General features: G+C 66.8%; 26 protein-coding genes. All 26 read right to left on the bottom strand.

The window, feature by feature from the left end; translation table 11 throughout:
• The coding region (secY, locus tag VFF97_RS05030) for a preprotein translocase subunit SecY (RefSeq protein WP_325032395.1) at nt 1-939 on the bottom strand (939 nt) is incomplete at its 3' end.
• Between the two features lie 100 nt (nt 940-1,039).
• Nucleotides 1,040-1,678, bottom strand: coding sequence for a 50S ribosomal protein L15 (rplO, locus tag VFF97_RS05025; RefSeq protein WP_325032394.1), 639 nt, complete (start codon nt 1,676-1,678; stop codon nt 1,040-1,042).
• On the bottom strand, nt 1,678-1,863 hold the full coding sequence (rpmD, locus tag VFF97_RS05020; protein ID WP_060960260.1) for a 50S ribosomal protein L30: 186 nt from the start codon (nt 1,861-1,863) through the stop codon (nt 1,678-1,680). The genes rplO and rpmD overlap by 1 nt, the downstream gene beginning before the upstream one ends.
• Nucleotides 1,863-2,549: a 30S ribosomal protein S5 gene (gene rpsE / locus VFF97_RS05015; RefSeq protein ID WP_325032393.1), complete on the bottom strand. Its 687-nt coding sequence runs from the start codon at nt 2,547-2,549 to the stop codon at nt 1,863-1,865. Before rpsE ends, rpmD begins: the two co-directional genes overlap by 1 nt.
• Entirely contained in the window at nt 2,546-2,905 is a 360-nt protein-coding gene (rplR, locus tag VFF97_RS05010) for a 50S ribosomal protein L18 (RefSeq protein WP_325032392.1), read from the bottom strand. The genes rpsE and rplR overlap by 4 nt, the downstream gene beginning before the upstream one ends.
• A 2-nt stretch (nt 2,906-2,907) precedes the next feature.
• Nucleotides 2,908-3,444 (bottom strand): 50S ribosomal protein L6, encoded by a 537-nt coding sequence (gene rplF, locus VFF97_RS05005; protein WP_325032391.1) that lies wholly within the window; start codon nt 3,442-3,444, stop codon nt 2,908-2,910.
• Nucleotides 3,445-3,450: 6 nt separating this feature from the next.
• Nucleotides 3,451-3,849 (bottom strand): 30S ribosomal protein S8, encoded by a 399-nt coding sequence (gene rpsH / locus VFF97_RS05000; protein WP_325032390.1) that lies wholly within the window; start codon nt 3,847-3,849, stop codon nt 3,451-3,453.
• 143 nt (nt 3,850-3,992) lie between these two features.
• Nucleotides 3,993-4,583 (bottom strand): 50S ribosomal protein L5, encoded by a 591-nt coding sequence (gene rplE / locus VFF97_RS04995; RefSeq protein WP_325032389.1) that lies wholly within the window; start codon nt 4,581-4,583, stop codon nt 3,993-3,995.
• A 1-nt stretch (nt 4,584) separates the two neighbouring features.
• The gene (gene rplX / locus VFF97_RS04990) at nt 4,585-4,944 is read right to left on the bottom strand and encodes a 50S ribosomal protein L24 (RefSeq protein WP_325032388.1); all 360 of its coding nucleotides are present in this window, start codon (nt 4,942-4,944) and stop codon (nt 4,585-4,587) included.
• A gap of 4 nt (nt 4,945-4,948) precedes the next feature.
• A complete protein-coding gene (rplN, locus tag VFF97_RS04985) occupies nt 4,949-5,317 on the bottom strand; it encodes a 50S ribosomal protein L14 (protein ID WP_141881982.1) in 369 nt (122 codons plus the stop codon).
• Nucleotides 5,314-5,631, bottom strand: coding sequence for a 30S ribosomal protein S17 (rpsQ, locus tag VFF97_RS04980; RefSeq protein WP_325032387.1), 318 nt, complete (start codon nt 5,629-5,631; stop codon nt 5,314-5,316). Before rpsQ ends, rplN begins: the two co-directional genes overlap by 4 nt.
• Nucleotides 5,631-5,942, bottom strand: a complete 312-nt coding sequence (rpmC, locus tag VFF97_RS04975) for a 50S ribosomal protein L29 (protein ID WP_179491865.1) — start codon at nt 5,940-5,942, stop codon at nt 5,631-5,633. The genes rpsQ and rpmC overlap by 1 nt, the downstream gene beginning before the upstream one ends.
• A complete protein-coding gene (gene rplP, locus VFF97_RS04970; RefSeq protein WP_325032386.1) occupies nt 5,942-6,361 on the bottom strand; it encodes a 50S ribosomal protein L16 in 420 nt (139 codons plus the stop codon). Before rplP ends, rpmC begins: the two co-directional genes overlap by 1 nt.
• Nucleotides 6,361-7,110, bottom strand: a complete 750-nt coding sequence (gene rpsC, locus VFF97_RS04965) for a 30S ribosomal protein S3 (RefSeq protein WP_179491869.1) — start codon at nt 7,108-7,110, stop codon at nt 6,361-6,363. The genes rplP and rpsC overlap by 1 nt, the downstream gene beginning before the upstream one ends.
• On the bottom strand, nt 7,110-7,508 hold the full coding sequence (gene rplV, locus VFF97_RS04960) for a 50S ribosomal protein L22 (RefSeq protein WP_179491871.1): 399 nt from the start codon (nt 7,506-7,508) through the stop codon (nt 7,110-7,112). Before rplV ends, rpsC begins: the two co-directional genes overlap by 1 nt.
• 25 nt (nt 7,509-7,533) lie before the next feature.
• A complete protein-coding gene (gene rpsS, locus VFF97_RS04955) occupies nt 7,534-7,815 on the bottom strand; it encodes a 30S ribosomal protein S19 (protein WP_124291708.1) in 282 nt (93 codons plus the stop codon).
• A 12-nt stretch (nt 7,816-7,827) separates the two neighbouring features.
• Nucleotides 7,828-8,667, bottom strand: coding sequence for a 50S ribosomal protein L2 (rplB, locus tag VFF97_RS04950; protein ID WP_325032385.1), 840 nt, complete (start codon nt 8,665-8,667; stop codon nt 7,828-7,830).
• A 26-nt stretch (nt 8,668-8,693) separates the two neighbouring features.
• Nucleotides 8,694-8,999 (bottom strand): 50S ribosomal protein L23, encoded by a 306-nt coding sequence (rplW, locus tag VFF97_RS04945; RefSeq protein ID WP_325032384.1) that lies wholly within the window; start codon nt 8,997-8,999, stop codon nt 8,694-8,696.
• Nucleotides 8,996-9,658: a 50S ribosomal protein L4 gene (gene rplD, locus VFF97_RS04940; RefSeq protein ID WP_325032383.1), complete on the bottom strand. Its 663-nt coding sequence runs from the start codon at nt 9,656-9,658 to the stop codon at nt 8,996-8,998. The genes rplW and rplD overlap by 4 nt, the downstream gene beginning before the upstream one ends.
• A gap of 4 nt (nt 9,659-9,662) precedes the next feature.
• Complete coding sequence (gene rplC / locus VFF97_RS04935) at nt 9,663-10,322, bottom strand: 50S ribosomal protein L3 (protein WP_325032382.1); 660 nt, start codon at nt 10,320-10,322, stop codon at nt 9,663-9,665.
• Nucleotides 10,323-10,333: 11 nt separating this feature from the next.
• Nucleotides 10,334-10,642 carry a 30S ribosomal protein S10 gene (gene rpsJ / locus VFF97_RS04930; RefSeq protein ID WP_013584016.1) on the bottom strand — a complete coding sequence of 103 codons (309 nt, stop codon included), beginning with the start codon at nt 10,640-10,642 and terminating at the stop codon, nt 10,334-10,336.
• A gap of 466 nt (nt 10,643-11,108) precedes the next feature.
• Nucleotides 11,109-11,324 (bottom strand): Rv0909 family putative TA system antitoxin, encoded by a 216-nt coding sequence (locus VFF97_RS04925; RefSeq protein ID WP_325032381.1) that lies wholly within the window; start codon nt 11,322-11,324, stop codon nt 11,109-11,111.
• Between the two features lie 180 nt (nt 11,325-11,504).
• Complete coding sequence (tuf, locus tag VFF97_RS04920; RefSeq protein WP_325032380.1) at nt 11,505-12,698, bottom strand: elongation factor Tu; 1,194 nt, start codon at nt 12,696-12,698, stop codon at nt 11,505-11,507.
• 161 nt (nt 12,699-12,859) lie between these two features.
• Nucleotides 12,860-14,974, bottom strand: a complete 2,115-nt coding sequence (fusA, locus tag VFF97_RS04915; RefSeq protein ID WP_325032379.1) for an elongation factor G — start codon at nt 14,972-14,974, stop codon at nt 12,860-12,862.
• Nucleotides 14,975-15,060: 86 nt separating this feature from the next.
• Nucleotides 15,061-15,531, bottom strand: coding sequence for a 30S ribosomal protein S7 (rpsG, locus tag VFF97_RS04910; RefSeq protein ID WP_325032378.1), 471 nt, complete (start codon nt 15,529-15,531; stop codon nt 15,061-15,063).
• A 5-nt stretch (nt 15,532-15,536) separates the two neighbouring features.
• Nucleotides 15,537-15,905, bottom strand: a complete 369-nt coding sequence (gene rpsL, locus VFF97_RS04905; protein WP_325032377.1) for a 30S ribosomal protein S12 — start codon at nt 15,903-15,905, stop codon at nt 15,537-15,539.
• Nucleotides 15,906-16,014 lie beyond the last annotated feature (109 nt).

The raw sequence follows: 16,014 nt of genomic DNA, 5'->3' as shown, positions 1-16,014 counted from the left end.
GAGGTAGTTCGTGATCCACACGACCCACCCGGGAGCCTGCTCGCCCGGCTGCGGCTGGTTGAACTGCGCGATGAGCGCTGGGATGTACAGCAGCGATGAGGCGAAGATGACCGGCACGACGCCCGCCATGTTGACCTTGATCGGGATGTACGTGTTCGTGCCGCCGTACGTGCGACGACCCACCATGCGCTTGGCGTACTGCACCGGAATGCGGCGCTGCGACTGCTCGACGAACACGACGAGCGCGACGACCGCGATTCCGACGGCGAGCACGAGGAGGAAGACCTCGAAGCCGCGCGACTGCCAGATCGCCCACATCGAAGCGGGGAACGCCGCGGCGATCGAGGTGAAGATGAGCAGCGACATGCCGTTTCCGATGCCGCGCTCGGTGACGAGCTCGGCGAACCACATGATGAGGCCGGTGCCGGCGGTCATCGTGATGATCATGAGCAGCTGGGCCCACCACGCCACGTTCGTCAGGAGCTGCTCGCACTCGGGGACGCCGGTGACCCCGAAGAGCTGGCCGCTGCGCGCCACCGTGACGAGGGTCGTCGACTGCAGGAGCGCGAGGGCGATCGTGAGGTAGCGCGTGTACTGCGTCAGCTTGGCCTGGCCCGCCTGACCCTCCTTGTAGAGGGACTCGAAGTGCGGGATGACCACGCGGAGCAGCTGCACGATGATCGTCGCGGTGATGTACGGCATGACGCCGAGCGCGAAGATCGACAGCTGCAGAAGCGCGCCGCCGGAGAAGAGGTTGACGAGCGACAGGAGCCCCTCGGTGCCCGCGCTCTGCCTGAGACACGACTGCACGTTCGGGAAGTCGACGAACGGTGCCGGCACGTGCGCGCCGAACCGGTACAGGGCGATGATCGCCAGGGTGAATGCGATCTTCCGGCGAAGGTCGGGTGTACGGAAGACCCGCGCGATGGCGCTGAACAAGAGGCTGCCTCCAGAGGGGATGCCGGCGCGCGCGGCGACGCGCCAACGTCCAGGGTAACCCAGTGGGGGCCGGAGCAAGCTCCGGCCCCCACTGCGTGCGTTACTTGACGGTTCCGCCCGCGGCGACGATCTTCTGCTCGGCGGAGCCCGAGACCTTGTCGACCGACACCTCGAGCTTCACCGAGATGTCGCCGGTGCCGAGCACCTTGACCTTCTCGTTCTTGCGAACCGCACCCTTGGCGACGAGGTCGCTGACGGTGACCTCTCCACCCTCGGGGTACAGCTCGGCGAGCTTGTCGAGGTTGACCACCTGGTACTCCACGCGGAACGGGTTCTTGAACCCGCGCAGCTTGGGAGTGCGCATGTGCAGCGGCATCTGGCCGCCCTCGAAGCCCTGACGGACCTGGTAGCGGGCCTTCGTGCCCTTGGTGCCGCGACCGGCGGTCTTGCCCTTCGAGCCCTCACCGCGACCCACGCGGGTCTTGGGGGTGTTGGCGCCGGGGACCGGGCGCAGGTGGTGCACCTTCAGGACGCCGGGGCGCGAGGGCGCGGCATCCGTCTTCTTGTCCGCCTTCTTGGCGTCGGCCTTCTTGGCCGGAGCCTTCTTGGCGGGAGCCTTCTCGGCTGCGGGCTTGGCGTCGGCCGAGGCCTTCGCGGGAGCCTTCTTCGCAGGCGCCTTCTTGGCGGGAGCCTTCGCCTCCGCCTCGGCGGCCTCGTTCTTCTCGGCCTTGTCAGCCATCAGTCGATCTCCTCAACCTTCACGAGGTGGGCGACGGTCTTGACGTAGCCGCGCGTCTGCGCGTCGTCGGGGCGGACGACCGAGTCGCCGATCCGCTTGAGACCGAGCGAACGCAGCGTGTCACGCTGGTTCTGCTTCTCGCTCACCTTGGACTTGATCTGCGTGACCTTGAGACGCGCAGCCATCAGGCACCTACCTTCGATGCGGCAGCGGCCGCGGCCTCTGCCTCAGCACGGACGAGACGGGCCGGCGCGACCTGATCGAAGTCGAGGCCACGGCGCGCGGCGACCGCACGGGGCTCCTCGAGCTGCTTCAGGGCGTCCACCGTCGCGTGCACGATGTTGATCGTGTTCGACGAGCCGAGCGACTTCGACAGCACGTCGTGGATGCCGGCGCACTCGAGCACCGCACGCACCGGACCACCGGCGATGACACCGGTACCCGCGGCGGCGGGACGAAGAAGCACGACGCCCGCGGCGGCCTCACCCTGCACCGGGTGCGGGATGGTCGAGCCGGAGCGCGGCACGCGGAAGAAGTTGCGCTTGGCCTCCTCGACGCCCTTCGAGATCGCCAGCGGCACCTCGCGGGCCTTGCCGTAGCCGACGCCCACGACGCCGTTGCCGTCACCCACGACCACGAGAGCCGTGAAGCTGAAGCGACGACCGCCCTTGACGACCTTCGACACGCGGTTGATCGTGACGACGCGCTCCAGGAACTGGCTCTGGTCGCGGTCGCGTCCGCCGCGGTCGCGGTTGGGGTTGCGCTCGCGACCGCCTCGGCGGGCCTCGCGGGGCTCGCGCTCGGTGGCAGCCTCGGCCGGAGCCTCAGCGGCAGCCTGCTCGGTCACGTTGTTCTCCTTGTTCTCACTCACAGGTTCAGCCCCCCTTCGCGGGCGCCTTCGGCGATCGCCGCGACACGGCCCGCGTAACGGTTGCCGCCCCGGTCGAACACGACGTCTTCGACGCCGATGGCCTTCGCGCGCTCGGCGACCAGCTCGCCGACCTTGCGGGCCTTCGCGGTCTTGTCACCGTCGAACGAGCGCAGGTCGGTCTCGAGGGTCGAGGCCGAGGCGACCGTGTGGCCCTTGCTGTCGTCGACGAGCTGCACGAAGACGTGACGCGACGAGCGGGTGACCACCAGGCGCGGACGCTCGGCGGTGCCGACGACCTTCTTGCGAAGGCGTGCGTGACGACGCGCGCGGGCGTCGGACTTCGACTTCACAGCCATGGTTACTTACCAGCCTTTCCGGCCTTACGACGGACGACCTCGCCCGCGTAGCGCACACCCTTGCCCTTGTACGGCTCGGGCTTGCGGATCTTGCGGATGTTCGCAGCCGCCTCTCCGACGGCCTGCTTGTCGATGCCGCTCACCGTGAGCTTGTTGTTGCCCTCGACGGTGAACGTGATCCCGGCGGGTGGCTCCACGAGCACAGGGTGCGAGAAGCCGAGCGCGAACTCGACCGAGCTGCCCTTCTGCTGGACGCGGTAGCCCGTGCCGACGACCTCGAGGCCCTTCGAGTAGCCCTGGGTGACACCGATGATGTTGTTGTTGATGAGCGTGCGGGTCAGGCCGTGCAGCGAACGCGATTCGCGCTCGTCGTCGGGACGGGTGACGAGCACCTGGTTGTCCTCGACCTTGACCTCGATGGGACGCGCCACGGTGAGCGTGAGCTCGCCCTTGGGGCCCTTGACAGCGACTTCCTGGCCGTCGACCGAGACGGTCACGCCGGCGGGGATGTCGATGGGAAGACGTCCGATTCGCGACATGTCAGATCACCACACGTAGGCGAGGACTTCCCCACCCACGCCCTTCTGCTCGGCCTGGCGGTCCGTCAGAAGACCGGAGGAGGTGGACAGGATGGCGACGCCCAGGCCGCCGAGGACCTTGGGGATCTCGTTCGACTTCGCGTACACGCGGAGGCCGGGCTTCGAGACGCGCTTGATGCCGGCGATCGAACGCTCACGGTTGGGGCCGTACTTGAGCGTCATCGTGAGGGTCTGGCCGACGCGGGCGTCCGAGACGGACCAGTCGGCGATGTAGCCCTCCTGCTTGAGGATCTCGGCGATGTGGGTCTTGAGCTTCGAGCTCGGAAGCGACACGGAGTCGTGGTGCGCCGAGTTCGCGTTGCGCAGACGGGTCAGCATATCTGCGACCGGGTCTGTCATCGTCATTTCTTGATTCCTTTGTTCATGAGGTTTCGACTGCCGTTACACGACAGGCGACCTTCTATGACTGTGCTGTTCAGTTGTGGGACGGGCCCCTCGACCGGCTCAGGACCCGTGGCCTGCCACCGGTCGCTGAGCCCGTCGAAGCATCAGGCCTGGGCGTCGTCCGCCTTGAACGGGAAGCCCAGGTGACGAAGGAGCGCGCGGCCCTCCTCGTCGGTCTTCGCCGTCGTGACGACCGTGATGTCGAAGCCGCGGACGCGGTCGATCTTGTCCTGGTTGATCTCGTGGAACACGGACTGCTCCTGGAGACCGAAGGTGTAGTTGCCGTGACCGTCGAACTGCTTGGGCGACAGACCGCGGAAGTCGCGGATGCGGGGCAGCGCGAGGTTGACCAGGCGGTCGACGAACTCCCACGCGCGGTCGCCACGGAGGGTGACGTGCGCGCCGATGGGCTGTCCTTCGCGCAGCTTGAACTGCGCGATCGACTTGCGGGCCTTGGTCACGACCGGCTTCTGGCCGGTGATCTTGGTGAGGTCGTCGACCGCACCCTCGATCACCTTGCTGTCGCGAGCTGCCTCGCCGACACCGGTGTTCACCACGACCTTGACCAGGCCGGGGATCTGCATGACGTTCTTGTAGCCGAACTCGTCCTGCAGGGCCTTCTTGATCTCGGTGTTGTACTTCTGCTTCAGGCGGGGCTGGATCTTGCCAGCCTCCACGGCAGTGGCGGTGCTCATATCAGAGGTCCTTGCCTGACTTCTTCGCGTAGCGCACCCGGACGGTGCGCTTCACGCCGTCCTTGACCTGTTCCTCGACGCGGTAGCCGACGCGGGTCGGCTTCTTGGTCGAGGGGTCGACGAGCGCGACGTTGGAGATGTGGATCGGGGCTTCCATCGTCTCGATGCCGCCCGTCTTGGTGCCGCGCTGGGACTGGCCCACGCGGTTGTGCTTGGTGACGTAGTTCACGCCCTCGACGATCACGCGGTTCTGCTCGGGAAGGACCTCGAGGACCTTGCCCTGCTTGCCGCGGTCGCCGCCCTTGTCCTGCTTCTTGCCAGTGATGACCTGGACGAGGTCACCCTTCTTGATCTTGGCCATTCGGTCAGATCACCTCCGGGGCGAGCGAGACGATCTTCATGAACTTCTTGTCGCGAAGCTCACGGCCGACCGGACCGAAGATGCGGGTGCCGCGGGGCTCCCCGTCGTTCTTCAGGATCACGGCGGCGTTCTCGTCGAACTTGATGTACGAGCCGTCGGAACGGCGGGTCTGCTTGACCGTGCGCACCACGACCGCCTTGACGACATCGCCCTTCTTGACGTTGCCGCCGGGGATGGCGTCCTTCACCGTGGCGACGATGACGTCGCCCAGGCCCGCGTAGCGGCGGTTGGAGCCGCCGAGCACGCGGATCGTGAGCAGCTCCTTGGCGCCGGTGTTGTCGGCGACCTTCAGTCGCGATTCGTTCTGGATCACTTGGCCTTCTCCAGGATCTCCACCAGACGCCAGCGCTTGGTGGCGCTCAGCGGGCGGGTCTCGTTGATGAGGACGAGGTCGCCGATGCCGGCGGTGTTGTTCTCGTCGTGAGCCTTGACCTTCGACGTGCGACGGATGACCTTGCCGTAGAGGGGGTGCTTCACGCGGTCCTCGACCTCGACGACGATCGTCTTGTCCATCTTGTCGCTGACGACGTAGCCGCGACGGGCCTTGCGGTAGCCGCGAGCGTTCACGTCGCGCACGTCGTGCTCGGCGTGCTGCACGTCGGCCGCAGCCTTCTTCGTGGTGGCCATCACTCAGCCTCTTCCTTCTCGGCCTTGTCGGCGTCCGCCTTCTTGGCCTTGCTCTTCTTGGCCTTCGTCGCCGTCTCGAGCGGCGCGGGCGTGGCACGGATGCCGAGCTCGCGCTCGCGGATGACGGTGTAGATCCGCGCGATGTCGCGCTTGACCGCACGGATGCGGCCGTGGCTCTCGAGCTGGCCGGTGGCCGACTGGAAGCGCAGGTTGAACAGCTCTTCCTTGGCCTTGCGCAGCTCCTCGACGAGGCGCTGGTCTTCGAACGTGTCGAGCTCGCTCGTCGCGAGCGTCTTGGTGCCGATCGCCATTACGCGTCGCCCTCCTCGCGCTTGATGATGCGTGCCTTCAGGGGCAGCTTGTGGATGGCACGGGTCAGCGCCTCGCGAGCGAGCTGCTCGTTGACGCCCGCGACCTCGAAGAGGACGCGACCCGGCTTGACGTTTGCGACCCACCACTCCGGCGAGCCCTTACCCGAACCCATGCGGGTCTCGGCGGGCTTCTTGGTGAGCGGACGGTCGGGGTAGATGTTGATCCACACCTTGCCGCCACGCTTGATGTGACGGGTCATCGCGATACGAGCGGACTCGATCTGACGGTTCGTCACATACGCGGGCGAAAGGGCCTGGATGCCGAACTCGCCGAAGGTCACCTTCGTGCCGCCGGTCGCCTGACCGGAGCGCTTCGGGTGGTGCTGCTTGCGGTGCTTGACTTTGCGGGGGATGAGCATTACGCCGACGCTCCTTCTGCGACAGGGGCCTCGCTGCGCGGGCCGCGACGCGGACGGTCGCCACGCTCACGGGACGGCTTCTGGGCCGCCTGCTCGCGTGCGAGTTCCTTGTTGGTGAGGTCACCCTTGTAGATCCAGACCTTCACGCCGATGCGGCCGAAGGTGGTCTTGGCCTCGTAGAACCCGTAGTCGATGTTCGCGCGCAGCGTGTGCAGCGGCACACGACCCTCGCGGTAGAACTCCGAGCGGCTCATCTCGGCGCCGCCGAGGCGGCCGGAGACCTGGATGCGAACGCCCTTGGCGCCGGCGCGCTGCGCGCCCTGCAGGCCCTTGCGCATCGCGCGGCGGAACGCCACACGAGCAGAGAGCTGCTCGGCGATGCCCTGCGCGACGAGCTGGGCGTCGGCCTCGGGGTTCTTCACCTCGAGGATGTTCAGCTGGATCTGCTTGCCGGTGAGCTTCTCGAGGTCTGCGCGGATGCGCTCGGCCTCGGCGCCTCGGCGGCCGATCACGATGCCCGGGCGAGCCGTGTGGATGTCGACGCGGACGCGGTCACGCGTGCGCTCGATCTCGATGCGGCTGACGCCCGCGCGGTCGAGGTTCGACTGCAGGAGCTTGCGGATCTTGATGTCCTCGGCGACGTAGTCGGCGTAGCGCTGGCCCGGCTTGGTCGAGTCCGAGAACCACCGCGACACGTGGTCCGTGGTGATGCCGAGGCGGAAGCCGTACGGGCTGACTTTCTGTCCCATTACTTGCTCGCCTTCTTCGTCTTGGTGCCGGCACCGGTCTCCGCGACCTCGGGGGTCGAGAGCACGACGGTGATGTGGCTCGTGCGCTTCTTGATCTGGAACGCACGACCCTGCGCGCGGGGCTGGAAACGCTTGAGCGTCGTGCCCTCGTCGACGTACGCGTTCTTCACGTACAGGTCCTGCTCGTCCAGGAACTCGCCGTCCTTGTCGGCCTTCACTCGCGCGTTGGCGATCGCTGCCGCCACGAGCTTGTAGATCGGCTCGCTCGCGCCCTGCGGCGCGAACTTCAGGATGGCGAGGGCCTCCTCGGCCTGCTTGCCCTTGATGAGAGCGACGACACGACGAGCCTTCTGAGGGGTCACGCGGATGTGTCGCACGCGTGCGATGGACTCCACCATTTCTCTCTCCTCTTGCGCCCCCGCGTCAGCGGCGGCGGCCCTTCTTGTCGTCCTTCTCGTGGCCGCGGAAGGTGCGGGTGGGCGCGAACTCGCCCAGCTTGTGACCGACCATGGTCTCGGTCACGAACACGGGGATGTGCTTGCGACCGTCGTGCACGGCGATCGTGTGGCCGAGCATGGCCGGGACGATCATCGAGCGACGGGACCAGGTCTTGATGACGTTCTTGGTGCCGGCTTCGTTCTGCGAGACGACCTTGCGAAGCAGGTGCTCGTCGACGAAGGGGCCCTTCTTAAGGCTGCGAGGCATCTTCCTCTACTCCTACTTGCGCTTCTTGCCGGCGGTGCGACGGCGGACGATGTACTTGTCGCTTTCCTTGTTGGCGTGCCGGGTGCGTCCCTCCGGCTGGCCCCAAGGAGTGACCGGGTGACGTCCGCCGGACGTCTTGCCCTCACCACCACCGTGCGGGTGGTCGACCGGGTTCATCGCGACACCGCGGACGGTCGGGCGGACGCCCTTCCAGCGCTTGCGGCCGGCCTTGCCCCAGTTGATGTTCGACTGCTCGGCGTTGCCGACCTCGCCGATCGTCGCGCGGCAGCGCGCGTCGACGTTGCGGATCTCACCCGAGGGGAGACGCAGCTGGGCGTACGGGCCGTCCTTCGCCACGAGGCGCACCGAGGCGCCGGCCGAGCGCGCGAGCTTCGCGCCGCCGCCGGGGCGGAGCTCGATCGCGTGCACGACGGTACCGGTCGGGATGTTGCGCAGCGGCAGGTTGTTGCCCGGCTTGATGTCGGCGCTGGCGCCCGACTCGACGATGTCGCCCTGCTTGAGCTTCTCGGGCGCGAGGATGTAGCGCTTCTCGCCGTCGAAGTAGTGCAGCAGCGCGATGCGCGCGGTGCGGTTCGGGTCGTACTCGATGTGCGCGACGCGGGCGTTGATGCCGTCCTTGTCGTTGCGACGGAAGTCGATCACGCGGTACTGGCGCTTGTGACCGCCGCCGATGTGGCGGGTCGTGATGCGGCCCTGGTTGTTGCGGCCGCCCGTCTTCGAGAGCGGGCGAAGCAGCGACTTCTCGGGGGTCGATCGCGTGATCTCAGCGAAGTCCGCCACCGACGAGCCGCGGCGACCGGGGGTCGTGGGCTTGTACTTGCGAATAGCCATGTGTCTTCAGTCCTCTATCCCGACCGTCAGCCGACTGCCGTGAAGATGTCGATGGTGCCCGACTTGAGCGTGACGATGGCGCGCTTGGTGTCCTTGCGCTTGCCCACGCCGAAGCGGGTGCGACGGGCCTTGCCGACGCGGTTGATCGTGTTGACCGCGGCCACCTTGACGCCGAAGATCTTCTCGATCGCGAGCTTGATCTCCGTCTTCGAGGCACGCGGGTCCACGAGGAACGTGTACTTGCCCTCGTCGATGAGCCCGTAGCTCTTCTCGGAGACGACCGGCTTGAGGATGATGTCGCGCGGGTCCTTGTTGGCGGCGATGTTCGTCATGCCGAGACCTCCTCGGTGGCGCCGGTCTTCGCCGCGACGAACGCGTCGAAGGCGGCCTTGGTGAAGACGATGTCGTCCGAGACGACCACGTCGTAGGCGTTGAGCTGGTCGAACGGCAGCACGTGGACGTACGCGAGGTTGCGCACGCTCAGGATGCTGAGCTCGTCGTCGCGGTCGATGACGACCAGGACGTTCTTGGTCGCGCCGAGGCTCGACAGCACGGCCGCAGCGGCCTTCGTCGAGGGCGCGCCCTCGATGCCGAACGAGTCGACGATGTGCAGACGCTCGCCCCGAGCGCGGTCGCTGAGCGCGCCGAGCAGGGCCGCGGCGATCATCTTCTTGGGCGTGCGCTGCGAGTAGTCGCGCGGCTTCGGCCCGTGGACGATGCCACCGCCGGTCATCTGCGGCGCGCGGATCGAGCCCTGGCGGGCGTTGCCCGTGCCCTTCTGCTTGAAGGGCTTGCGGCCGGCGCCCGAGACCTCACCACGACGCTTGGTCGAGTGGGTGCCCTGGCGGGCAGCGGCGAGCTGCGCGACGACGACCTGGTGGATGAGCGGGATGTTCGTCTTGACGTCGAACAGAGCGGCGGGCAGCTCAACCGAGCCGGCCTTCTTGCCGTCTGCCTTCACGACGTCGAGCGCGAGAGTCGAGTCAGCCATGAGATCAGGCACCCTTCACTGCGTTGCGGACGTAGACGATGCGACCGCGCGCGCCGGGGACGGCGCCCTTGACGAGCAGCAGACCCTTCTCGGCGTCGACGGCGTGCACCGTGAGGTTGAGGACGGTCACGCGCTCGCCGCCCATGCGGCCGGCCATGCGCATGCCCTTGAACACGCGGCTCGGGGTCGACGAGGCGCCGATCGAGCCGGGCTTGCGGTGGTTGCGGTGCGCACCGTGCGAGGCCGAGACGCCCTTGAAGTTGTGGCGCTTCATGACACCCGCGGTGCCCTTGCCCTTGCTGGTGCCGACGACGTCGACCAGCTGGCCCGCCTCGAAGGTGCCGTCGACCGTGAGCTCCTGACCGAGTGAGTAGTCAGCAGCGTCCGCGGTGCGGATCTCGGCGAGGTGGCGGCGCGGGGTCACACCGGCGGCCTCGAAGTGGGCCGTGAGCGGCTTGTTGACCTTGCGGGGATCGATCTGCCCGTAGGCGATCTGGACGGCGTTGTAGCCGTCCTTCTCGGGCGTGCGAACCTGGGTGACCACGTTCGGCGCGATCTCGATGACCGTGACGGGCACGAGCTTGCCGTTCGCGTCCCAGACCTGGGTCATGCCCAGCTTCGTGCCGAGCAGGCCCTTGGAAACCTTTTCGTTGATGTGTGCCATGGTCGTCGTCCTCAGAGCTTGATCTCGATGTTGACGTCGGCCGGCAGGTCAAGGCGCATCAGCGAGTCGACGGCCTTGGGCGTCGGGTCGATGATGTCGATCAGACGCTTGTGGGTGCGCATCTCGAAGTGCTCGCGGCTGTCCTTGTACTTGTGGGGCGACCGGATGACGCACACGACGTTCTTCTCGGTCGGAAGGGGCACGGGGCCCACGACGGTCGCGCCCGCACGGGTCACGGTGTCGACGATCTTGCGCGCCGACGAGTCGAGACCGGCGTGGTCGTACGACTTCAGGCGAATGCGGATCTTCTGTCCCGCCATTGTCTGCTCACTCTCTTTCCGCGTCTTACCCTTGTGGCATTGGACGCACGGTGGCGCTCGCGCGCCTGGCACTTCTCACCCGCATGGACGGGTGCTGCGCACCACTGTTCTGCTGTCAAGCCGGCGCCGAGGCATCCGGCCCGCCGCTCGCCGCACGCACACGTGCGGCCCGGGCTTTCCGGATGATCCGGCACCCGAGCCTTTCGAGGGACGGTTTCTTGTTCTGCTGCCCGCGGCCTAGGACCCTGCGCGTTCGCGCCGCCTATGCACTGCCCTGGCAGTGATCCGGTGCACGCCGAAGGCGCGCCGGAATGTGGAACCTCAATAGTCTACGGGTCGCCCGGGCGTGTCGCAAACCCGGGCGTGTCGCGCAGACGGTTGCTCGGCACCTTCCCAGGAGAGGCGGCGCCCCGGCACACGGAAAGGCCCGGAGGATCACTCCCCCGGGCTTTCGCGATGCGGAGAGCTACTCGTTGCCGATGGCCTTGTCGATGTTGTCGCGGACGCCGTCCACGTGCTCATCGACGCTGTCGGGTGCGACCTTCTTGACGAAGTCGGCGGCGGCGTCGAGGACTTTGTCGCTCACGTCCTCCGCCTGTTCGGACTTGATCACGTCGTCGATCTTGTCCTTGTTCTGCTCTAGGAACTCCTTGCCCTGGTTGACGAGGTCGTCGATGCCCATGTGTCGGCTCCTTCTGCGCCCCGGCGGGGCTGCACGGTGCCATTGTCTCGCGACGAACCGGCCCCTGAAAGGGCGACACGGATGCCGCGGCATCCGTCCCTCGGCAGACACGAGAAGCCCCCGGGATCTCTCCCGGGGGCTTCTCGTGGTCGAGCCTGTGTGCGCCCTACGGGCGCCGGCTCACTTGAGGATCTTCGTGACCGTACCGGCGCCGACCGTGCGGCCGCCCTCGCGGATCGCGAAGCCGAGGCCCTCCTCCATGGCGATCGGCTGGATGAGCTCGACCTTCATGTCGGTGGTGTCGCCGGGCATGACCATCTCGGTGCCCTCGGGCAGCGTGATGACGCCGGTGACGTCGGTGGTACGGAAGTAGAACTGCGGACGGTAGTTCGTGAAGAACGGGTTGTGACGGCCACCCTCCTCCTTGGAGAGGATGTACGCCGTGCCCTCGAACTCCGTGTGCGGGGTCACCGAGCCGGGCTTGACGACGACCTGGCCGCGCTCGACCTCGTCACGCTTGGTGCCGCGGAGGAGCAGACCACAGTTCTCGCCGGCCCATGCCTCGTCGAGCTGCTTGTGGAACATCTCGATACCGGTGACGATCGTCTTCTGCGTCGGGCGCAGACCCACGATCTCGACCTCGGAGTTGATCGCGAGGGTACCGCGCTCGGCGCGGCCCGTGACGACCGTGCCACGGCCGGTGATGGTGAAGACGTCCTCGATCGGCATGAGGAACGGCTTGTCGCGGTCACGCACCGGGTCGGGGATCGACTCGTCGACGGCCTCCATGAGGTCGAGGACCGACTGAACCCACTTCTCGTCGCCCTCGAGGGCCTTCAGGCCCGAGACGCGGATGACGGGGGCGTTGTCGCCGTCGAAGTCCTGCGACGACAGGAGCTCACGGACCTCCAGCTCGACGAGCTCGAGGATCTCCTCGTCGTCGACCATGTCGGCCTTGTTGAGCGCGACGAGCAGGTAGGGCACGCCGACCTGCTTGGCGAGCAGCACGTGCTCACGGGTCTGAGCCATCGGGCCGTCGGTGGCGGCGACCACGAGGATCGCGCCGTCCATCTGGGCGGCACCGGTGATCATGTTCTTGATGTAGTCCGCGTGGCCCGGGGCGTCGACGTGCGCGTAGTGACGCTTCGGGGTCTCGTACTCGACGTGCGAGATGTTGATTGTGATACCGCGCTGGCGCTCCTCAGGAGCCGAGTCGATCGACGCGAAGTCGCGCGGAACGTTGACGTTCGACGGGTACTTGTCGGCGAGCACCTTCGAGATCGCCGCGGTGAGCGTCGTCTTGCCGTGGTCGACGTGACCGATCGTTCCGATGTTCACGTGCGGCTTGGTCCGCTCGAACTTGGCCTTAGCCACTGGGTCCTCCTCAGGACGGTCATGTAGAGGTTCCGGGCACTGGTTTGCGACCGGTCGTCTACGGGGATTTCTCTAGCTTAGTAGAGGGGTTTCTGTGAAGTTGTGGGGTTCGGATGCCTCGGCCGCCCTCGACGAGAGCGGAGCCGAGGCATCCGCAGAGGTCATTCGCCCTTGTTCTTCTGGACGATCTCCTCGGCGACGTTCTTGGGAACCTCGGCGTAGCTGTCGAACACCATCGAGTAGACGGCGCGACCCGAGGTCTTCGAACGCAGGTCGCCGATGTAGCCGAACATCTCCGACAGCGGCACGAGCGCGCGCACCACCTTGACGCCGGTGACATCCTCCATCGACTGGATCTGGCCACGACGGGAGTTCAGGTCGCCGATGACGTCGCCCATGTACTCCTCGGGCGTGCGCACCTCGACGGCCATGACCGGCTCGAGCAGCACGGGGCTCGCCTTGCGGGCGGCCTCCTTGAAGCCCATCGAAGCGGCGATCTTGAACGCCATCTCGGACGAGTCGACGTCGTGCGCCTGGCCGTCCATGAGGGTCGCCTTGACGCCCACCATGGGGTAGCCGGCGAGCACGCCGACGTTCATCGCGTCCTGGAAGCCGGCGTCGACCGACGGGATGTACTCGCGCGGAACGCGGCCACCGGTGACCTGGTTCACGAACTCGTACGTCTTGTCGCCCGACACCTCGAGCGGCTCCAGCTTGAACTGGATCTTCGCGAACTGGCCCGAGCCACCCGTCTGCTTCTTGTGGGTGTAGTCGTGGCGCTCGACGGTCTTGCGGATCGTCTCGCGGTACGCGACCTGGGGCTTGCCCACGTTGGCCTCGACCTTGAACTCCCGCTTCATGCGGTCGACCATGATGTCGAGGTGCAGCTCGCCCATGCCCTTGATGACGGTCTGACCGGTCTCGGCGTTCTGCTCGACGCGGAACGTCGGGTCCTCCTCAGCGAGCTTCTGGATCGCGAGACCCAGCTTCTCCTGGTCGGCCTTGGTCTTGGGCTCGATGGCGACCTCGAGCACGGGCTCGGCGAACGTCATCGACTCGAGGACGACGGGCTTGTCGGCGTCCGACAGGGTGTCGCCGGTCGTGGTGTCCTTGAGGCCGATCACCGCGTAGATGTGGCCCGCGGTCACCGAGTCGACCGGGTTCTCCTTGTTGGCGTGCATCTGGAAGATCTTGCCGATGCGCTCCTTCTTGCCCTTGGTCGAGTTGATGACCTGGGCGCCGGAGGCGAGGTGACCCGAGTACACGCGGATGTAGGTGAGGCGACCGAAGAACGGGTGGGTCACGACCTTGAACGCGAGCGCGGCGAACGGCTCGTCGCGGTCGGCGTGACGCTCGATGATGTTCTCTTCGTTCTTCGGGTCGTGCGCCTCGATCGCGGGCACGTCCAGCGGCGAGGGCAGGTAGTCCACGACCGCGTCGAGCATCGGCTGCACGCCGCGGTTCTTGAACGCCGAACCACACAGCACGGGGTACAGCTCGCCGGCGACGGTGAGCTTGCGGATCGCACCCTTGATCTCGGCGACCGTGAGCTCCTCACCGCCGAAGTACTTCTCGAGCAGCGCGTCGTCGGACTCGGCGACGGTCTCGAGGAGCTTCTCGCGGTACTCCGCCGCCTTGTCGGCGAGGTCGGCCGGGATCTCCTGGACCTCGTACTTGGCGCCCATCGTGACGTCGCCCTTCGCGTCGCCCGGCCACACCAGGGCGCGCATCTCGACGAGGTCGATGACGCCGACGAAGTCGCTCTCGACGCCGATCGGCAGCTGGAGCACGAGCGGCTTCGCCTTCAGGCGCGACACGATCGTGTCGACCGTGAAGTAGAAGTCCGCGCCGAGCTTGTCCATCTTGTTGACGAAGCAGATGCGCGGCACGTTGTACTTGTCGGCCTGGCGCCACACCGTCTCGGACTGGGGCTCGACGCCCTCCTTGCCGTCGAAGACGGCGACCGCGCCGTCGAGGACGCGGAGCGAACGCTCCACCTCGACCGTGAAGTCGACGTGACCGGGCGTGTCGATGATGTTGATCTGACGGTCGTTCCAGAAGCACGTGACGGCGGCCGACGTGATCGTGATGCCGCGCTCCTGCTCCTGCTCCATCCAGTCGGTCGTCGCCGCACCGTCGTGCGTCTCGCCGATCTTGTGGTTGACGCCCGTGTAGAAGAGGATGCGCTCGGTCGTCGTCGTCTTGCCGGCATCGATGTGCGCCATGATGCCGATGTTGCGGACCTTGGTGAGGTCGGTGAGCACTTCTTGTGCCACGGGGTCTTTTCCTTTTCTGTCCATGTGGATGCGGGGGCCGGCCCTTCGACGGGCTCAGGAACCGGGCCCCCGCATCTCGGAGGCTGTTACCAGCGGTAGTGCGCGAAGGCGCGGTTGGACTCGGCCATCTTGTGGGTGTCCTCGCGGCGCTTGACCGCGGCACCCAGGCCGTTCGAGGCGTCCAGGATCTCGTTCTGGAGGCGCTCGGTCATCGTCTTCTCACGACGACCCTTCGCGTAGCTCACGAGCCAGCGCAGCGCGAGCGTGTTGGCGCGGTGAGGCTTGACCTCGACCGGCACCTGGTAGGTCGAACCGCCGACGCGGCGGCTCTTGACCTCGAGCGTGGGGCGCACGTTGTCGAGCGCCTTCTTCAGCGTGGCGACGGCGTCCTGGCCGCTCTTGGCCTCGACGCCGCGGAGGGCGCCGTAGACGATCGACTCGGCGAGCGACTTCTTGCCGTCGACGAGGATCTTGTTGACGAGCTGGCTGACGACGGGCGCGCCGTAGACCGGGTCGTTGACGACGGGGCGACGGGGCGCGGGTCCCTTGCGAGGCATGTTCCTTAACCCTTCTTCGCGCCGTAGCGGCTGCGGGCCTGCTTGCGGTTCTTCACGGCCTGCGTGTCGAGCGCGCCGCGGACGATCTTGTAGCGGACGCCGGGGAGGTCCTTCACACGGCCGCCGCGGACGAGCACGAGCGAGTGCTCCTGCAGGTTGTGGCCCTCGCCGGGGATGTACGCGGTGACCTCGGTGCCGTTGCGGAGCTTGACACGGGCGACCTTGCGCATCGCCGAGTTCGGCTTCTTGGGCGTGGTCGTGTAGACGCGGGTGCAGACGCCTGCCTGCTGCGGGTTCGCCTTGAGCGCGGGAGCCTTGGTCTTGGCAGGCTTCGAGGTGCGCCCCTTGCGAACCAACTGCTGAATGGTTGGCACGTTCTCTCTTCTCTGGTTGTGCTGCACGGTGACAGCGGTCGTGTTCTCCTCCCGCGGGACGGATCCTGCGGGTCTCACGTGGATCCACCGGCACGCCAGAGCCTGGCGC

Origin of the sequence: Microbacterium sp. (assembly GCF_035687345.1) — a bacterium.
GTDB lineage: Bacteria > Actinomycetota > Actinomycetes > Actinomycetales > Microbacteriaceae > Microbacterium.
The sequence above is the reverse complement of the archived record's forward strand: the minus strand, read 5'-3'. Positions and strand labels throughout refer to the sequence as shown.

Bases quoted from the DNA above. Each gene is read 5' to 3' on its own strand.
- VFF97_RS04925 (WP_325032381.1), bottom strand. From the start codon at position 11,324: ATGGGCATCGACGACCTCGTCAACCAGGGCAAGGAGTTCCTAGAGCAG.
- rplD (WP_325032383.1), bottom strand. From the start codon at position 9,658: ATGGCTGACTCGACTCTCGCGCTCGACGTCGTGAAGGCAGACGGCAAG.
- rplO (WP_325032394.1), bottom strand. From the start codon at position 1,678: ATGGCTGACAAGGCCGAGAAGAACGAGGCCGCCGAGGCGGAGGCGAAG.
- rpsH (WP_325032390.1), bottom strand. From the start codon at position 3,849: ATGACGATGACAGACCCGGTCGCAGATATGCTGACCCGTCTGCGCAAC.
- rplR (WP_325032392.1), bottom strand. From the start codon at position 2,905: ATGGCTGTGAAGTCGAAGTCCGACGCCCGCGCGCGTCGTCACGCACGC.
- rpsG (WP_325032378.1), bottom strand. From the start codon at position 15,531: ATGCCTCGCAAGGGACCCGCGCCCCGTCGCCCCGTCGTCAACGACCCG.
- rpsC (WP_179491869.1), bottom strand. From the start codon at position 7,110: ATGGGACAGAAAGTCAGCCCGTACGGCTTCCGCCTCGGCATCACCACG.
- rpsJ (WP_013584016.1), bottom strand. From the start codon at position 10,642: ATGGCGGGACAGAAGATCCGCATTCGCCTGAAGTCGTACGACCACGCC.
- rpmC (WP_179491865.1), bottom strand. From the start codon at position 5,942: ATGGCGATCGGCACCAAGACGCTCGCGACGAGCGAGCTCGACACGTTC.
- rplW (WP_325032384.1), bottom strand. From the start codon at position 8,999: ATGACGAACATCGCCGCCAACAAGGACCCGCGCGACATCATCCTCAAG.
- rpmD (WP_060960260.1), bottom strand. From the start codon at position 1,863: ATGGCTGCGCGTCTCAAGGTCACGCAGATCAAGTCCAAGGTGAGCGAG.
- rplB (WP_325032385.1), bottom strand. From the start codon at position 8,667: ATGGCTATTCGCAAGTACAAGCCCACGACCCCCGGTCGCCGCGGCTCG.
- rplP (WP_325032386.1), bottom strand. From the start codon at position 6,361: ATGCTCATCCCCCGCAAAGTCAAGCACCGCAAGCAGCACCACCCGAAG.
- rpsS (WP_124291708.1), bottom strand. From the start codon at position 7,815: ATGCCTCGCAGCCTTAAGAAGGGCCCCTTCGTCGACGAGCACCTGCTT.
- rplV (WP_179491871.1), bottom strand. From the start codon at position 7,508: ATGGTGGAGTCCATCGCACGCGTGCGACACATCCGCGTGACCCCTCAG.
- rplX (WP_325032388.1), bottom strand. From the start codon at position 4,944: ATGGCCAAGATCAAGAAGGGTGACCTCGTCCAGGTCATCACTGGCAAG.
- rpsQ (WP_325032387.1), bottom strand. From the start codon at position 5,631: ATGGCCACCACGAAGAAGGCTGCGGCCGACGTGCAGCACGCCGAGCAC.
- rplF (WP_325032391.1), bottom strand. From the start codon at position 3,444: ATGTCGCGAATCGGACGTCTTCCCATCGACATCCCCGCCGGCGTGACC.
- rplE (WP_325032389.1), bottom strand. From the start codon at position 4,583: ATGAGCACCGCCACTGCCGTGGAGGCTGGCAAGATCCAGCCCCGCCTG.
- rplC (WP_325032382.1), bottom strand. From the start codon at position 10,322: ATGGCACACATCAACGAAAAGGTTTCCAAGGGCCTGCTCGGCACGAAG.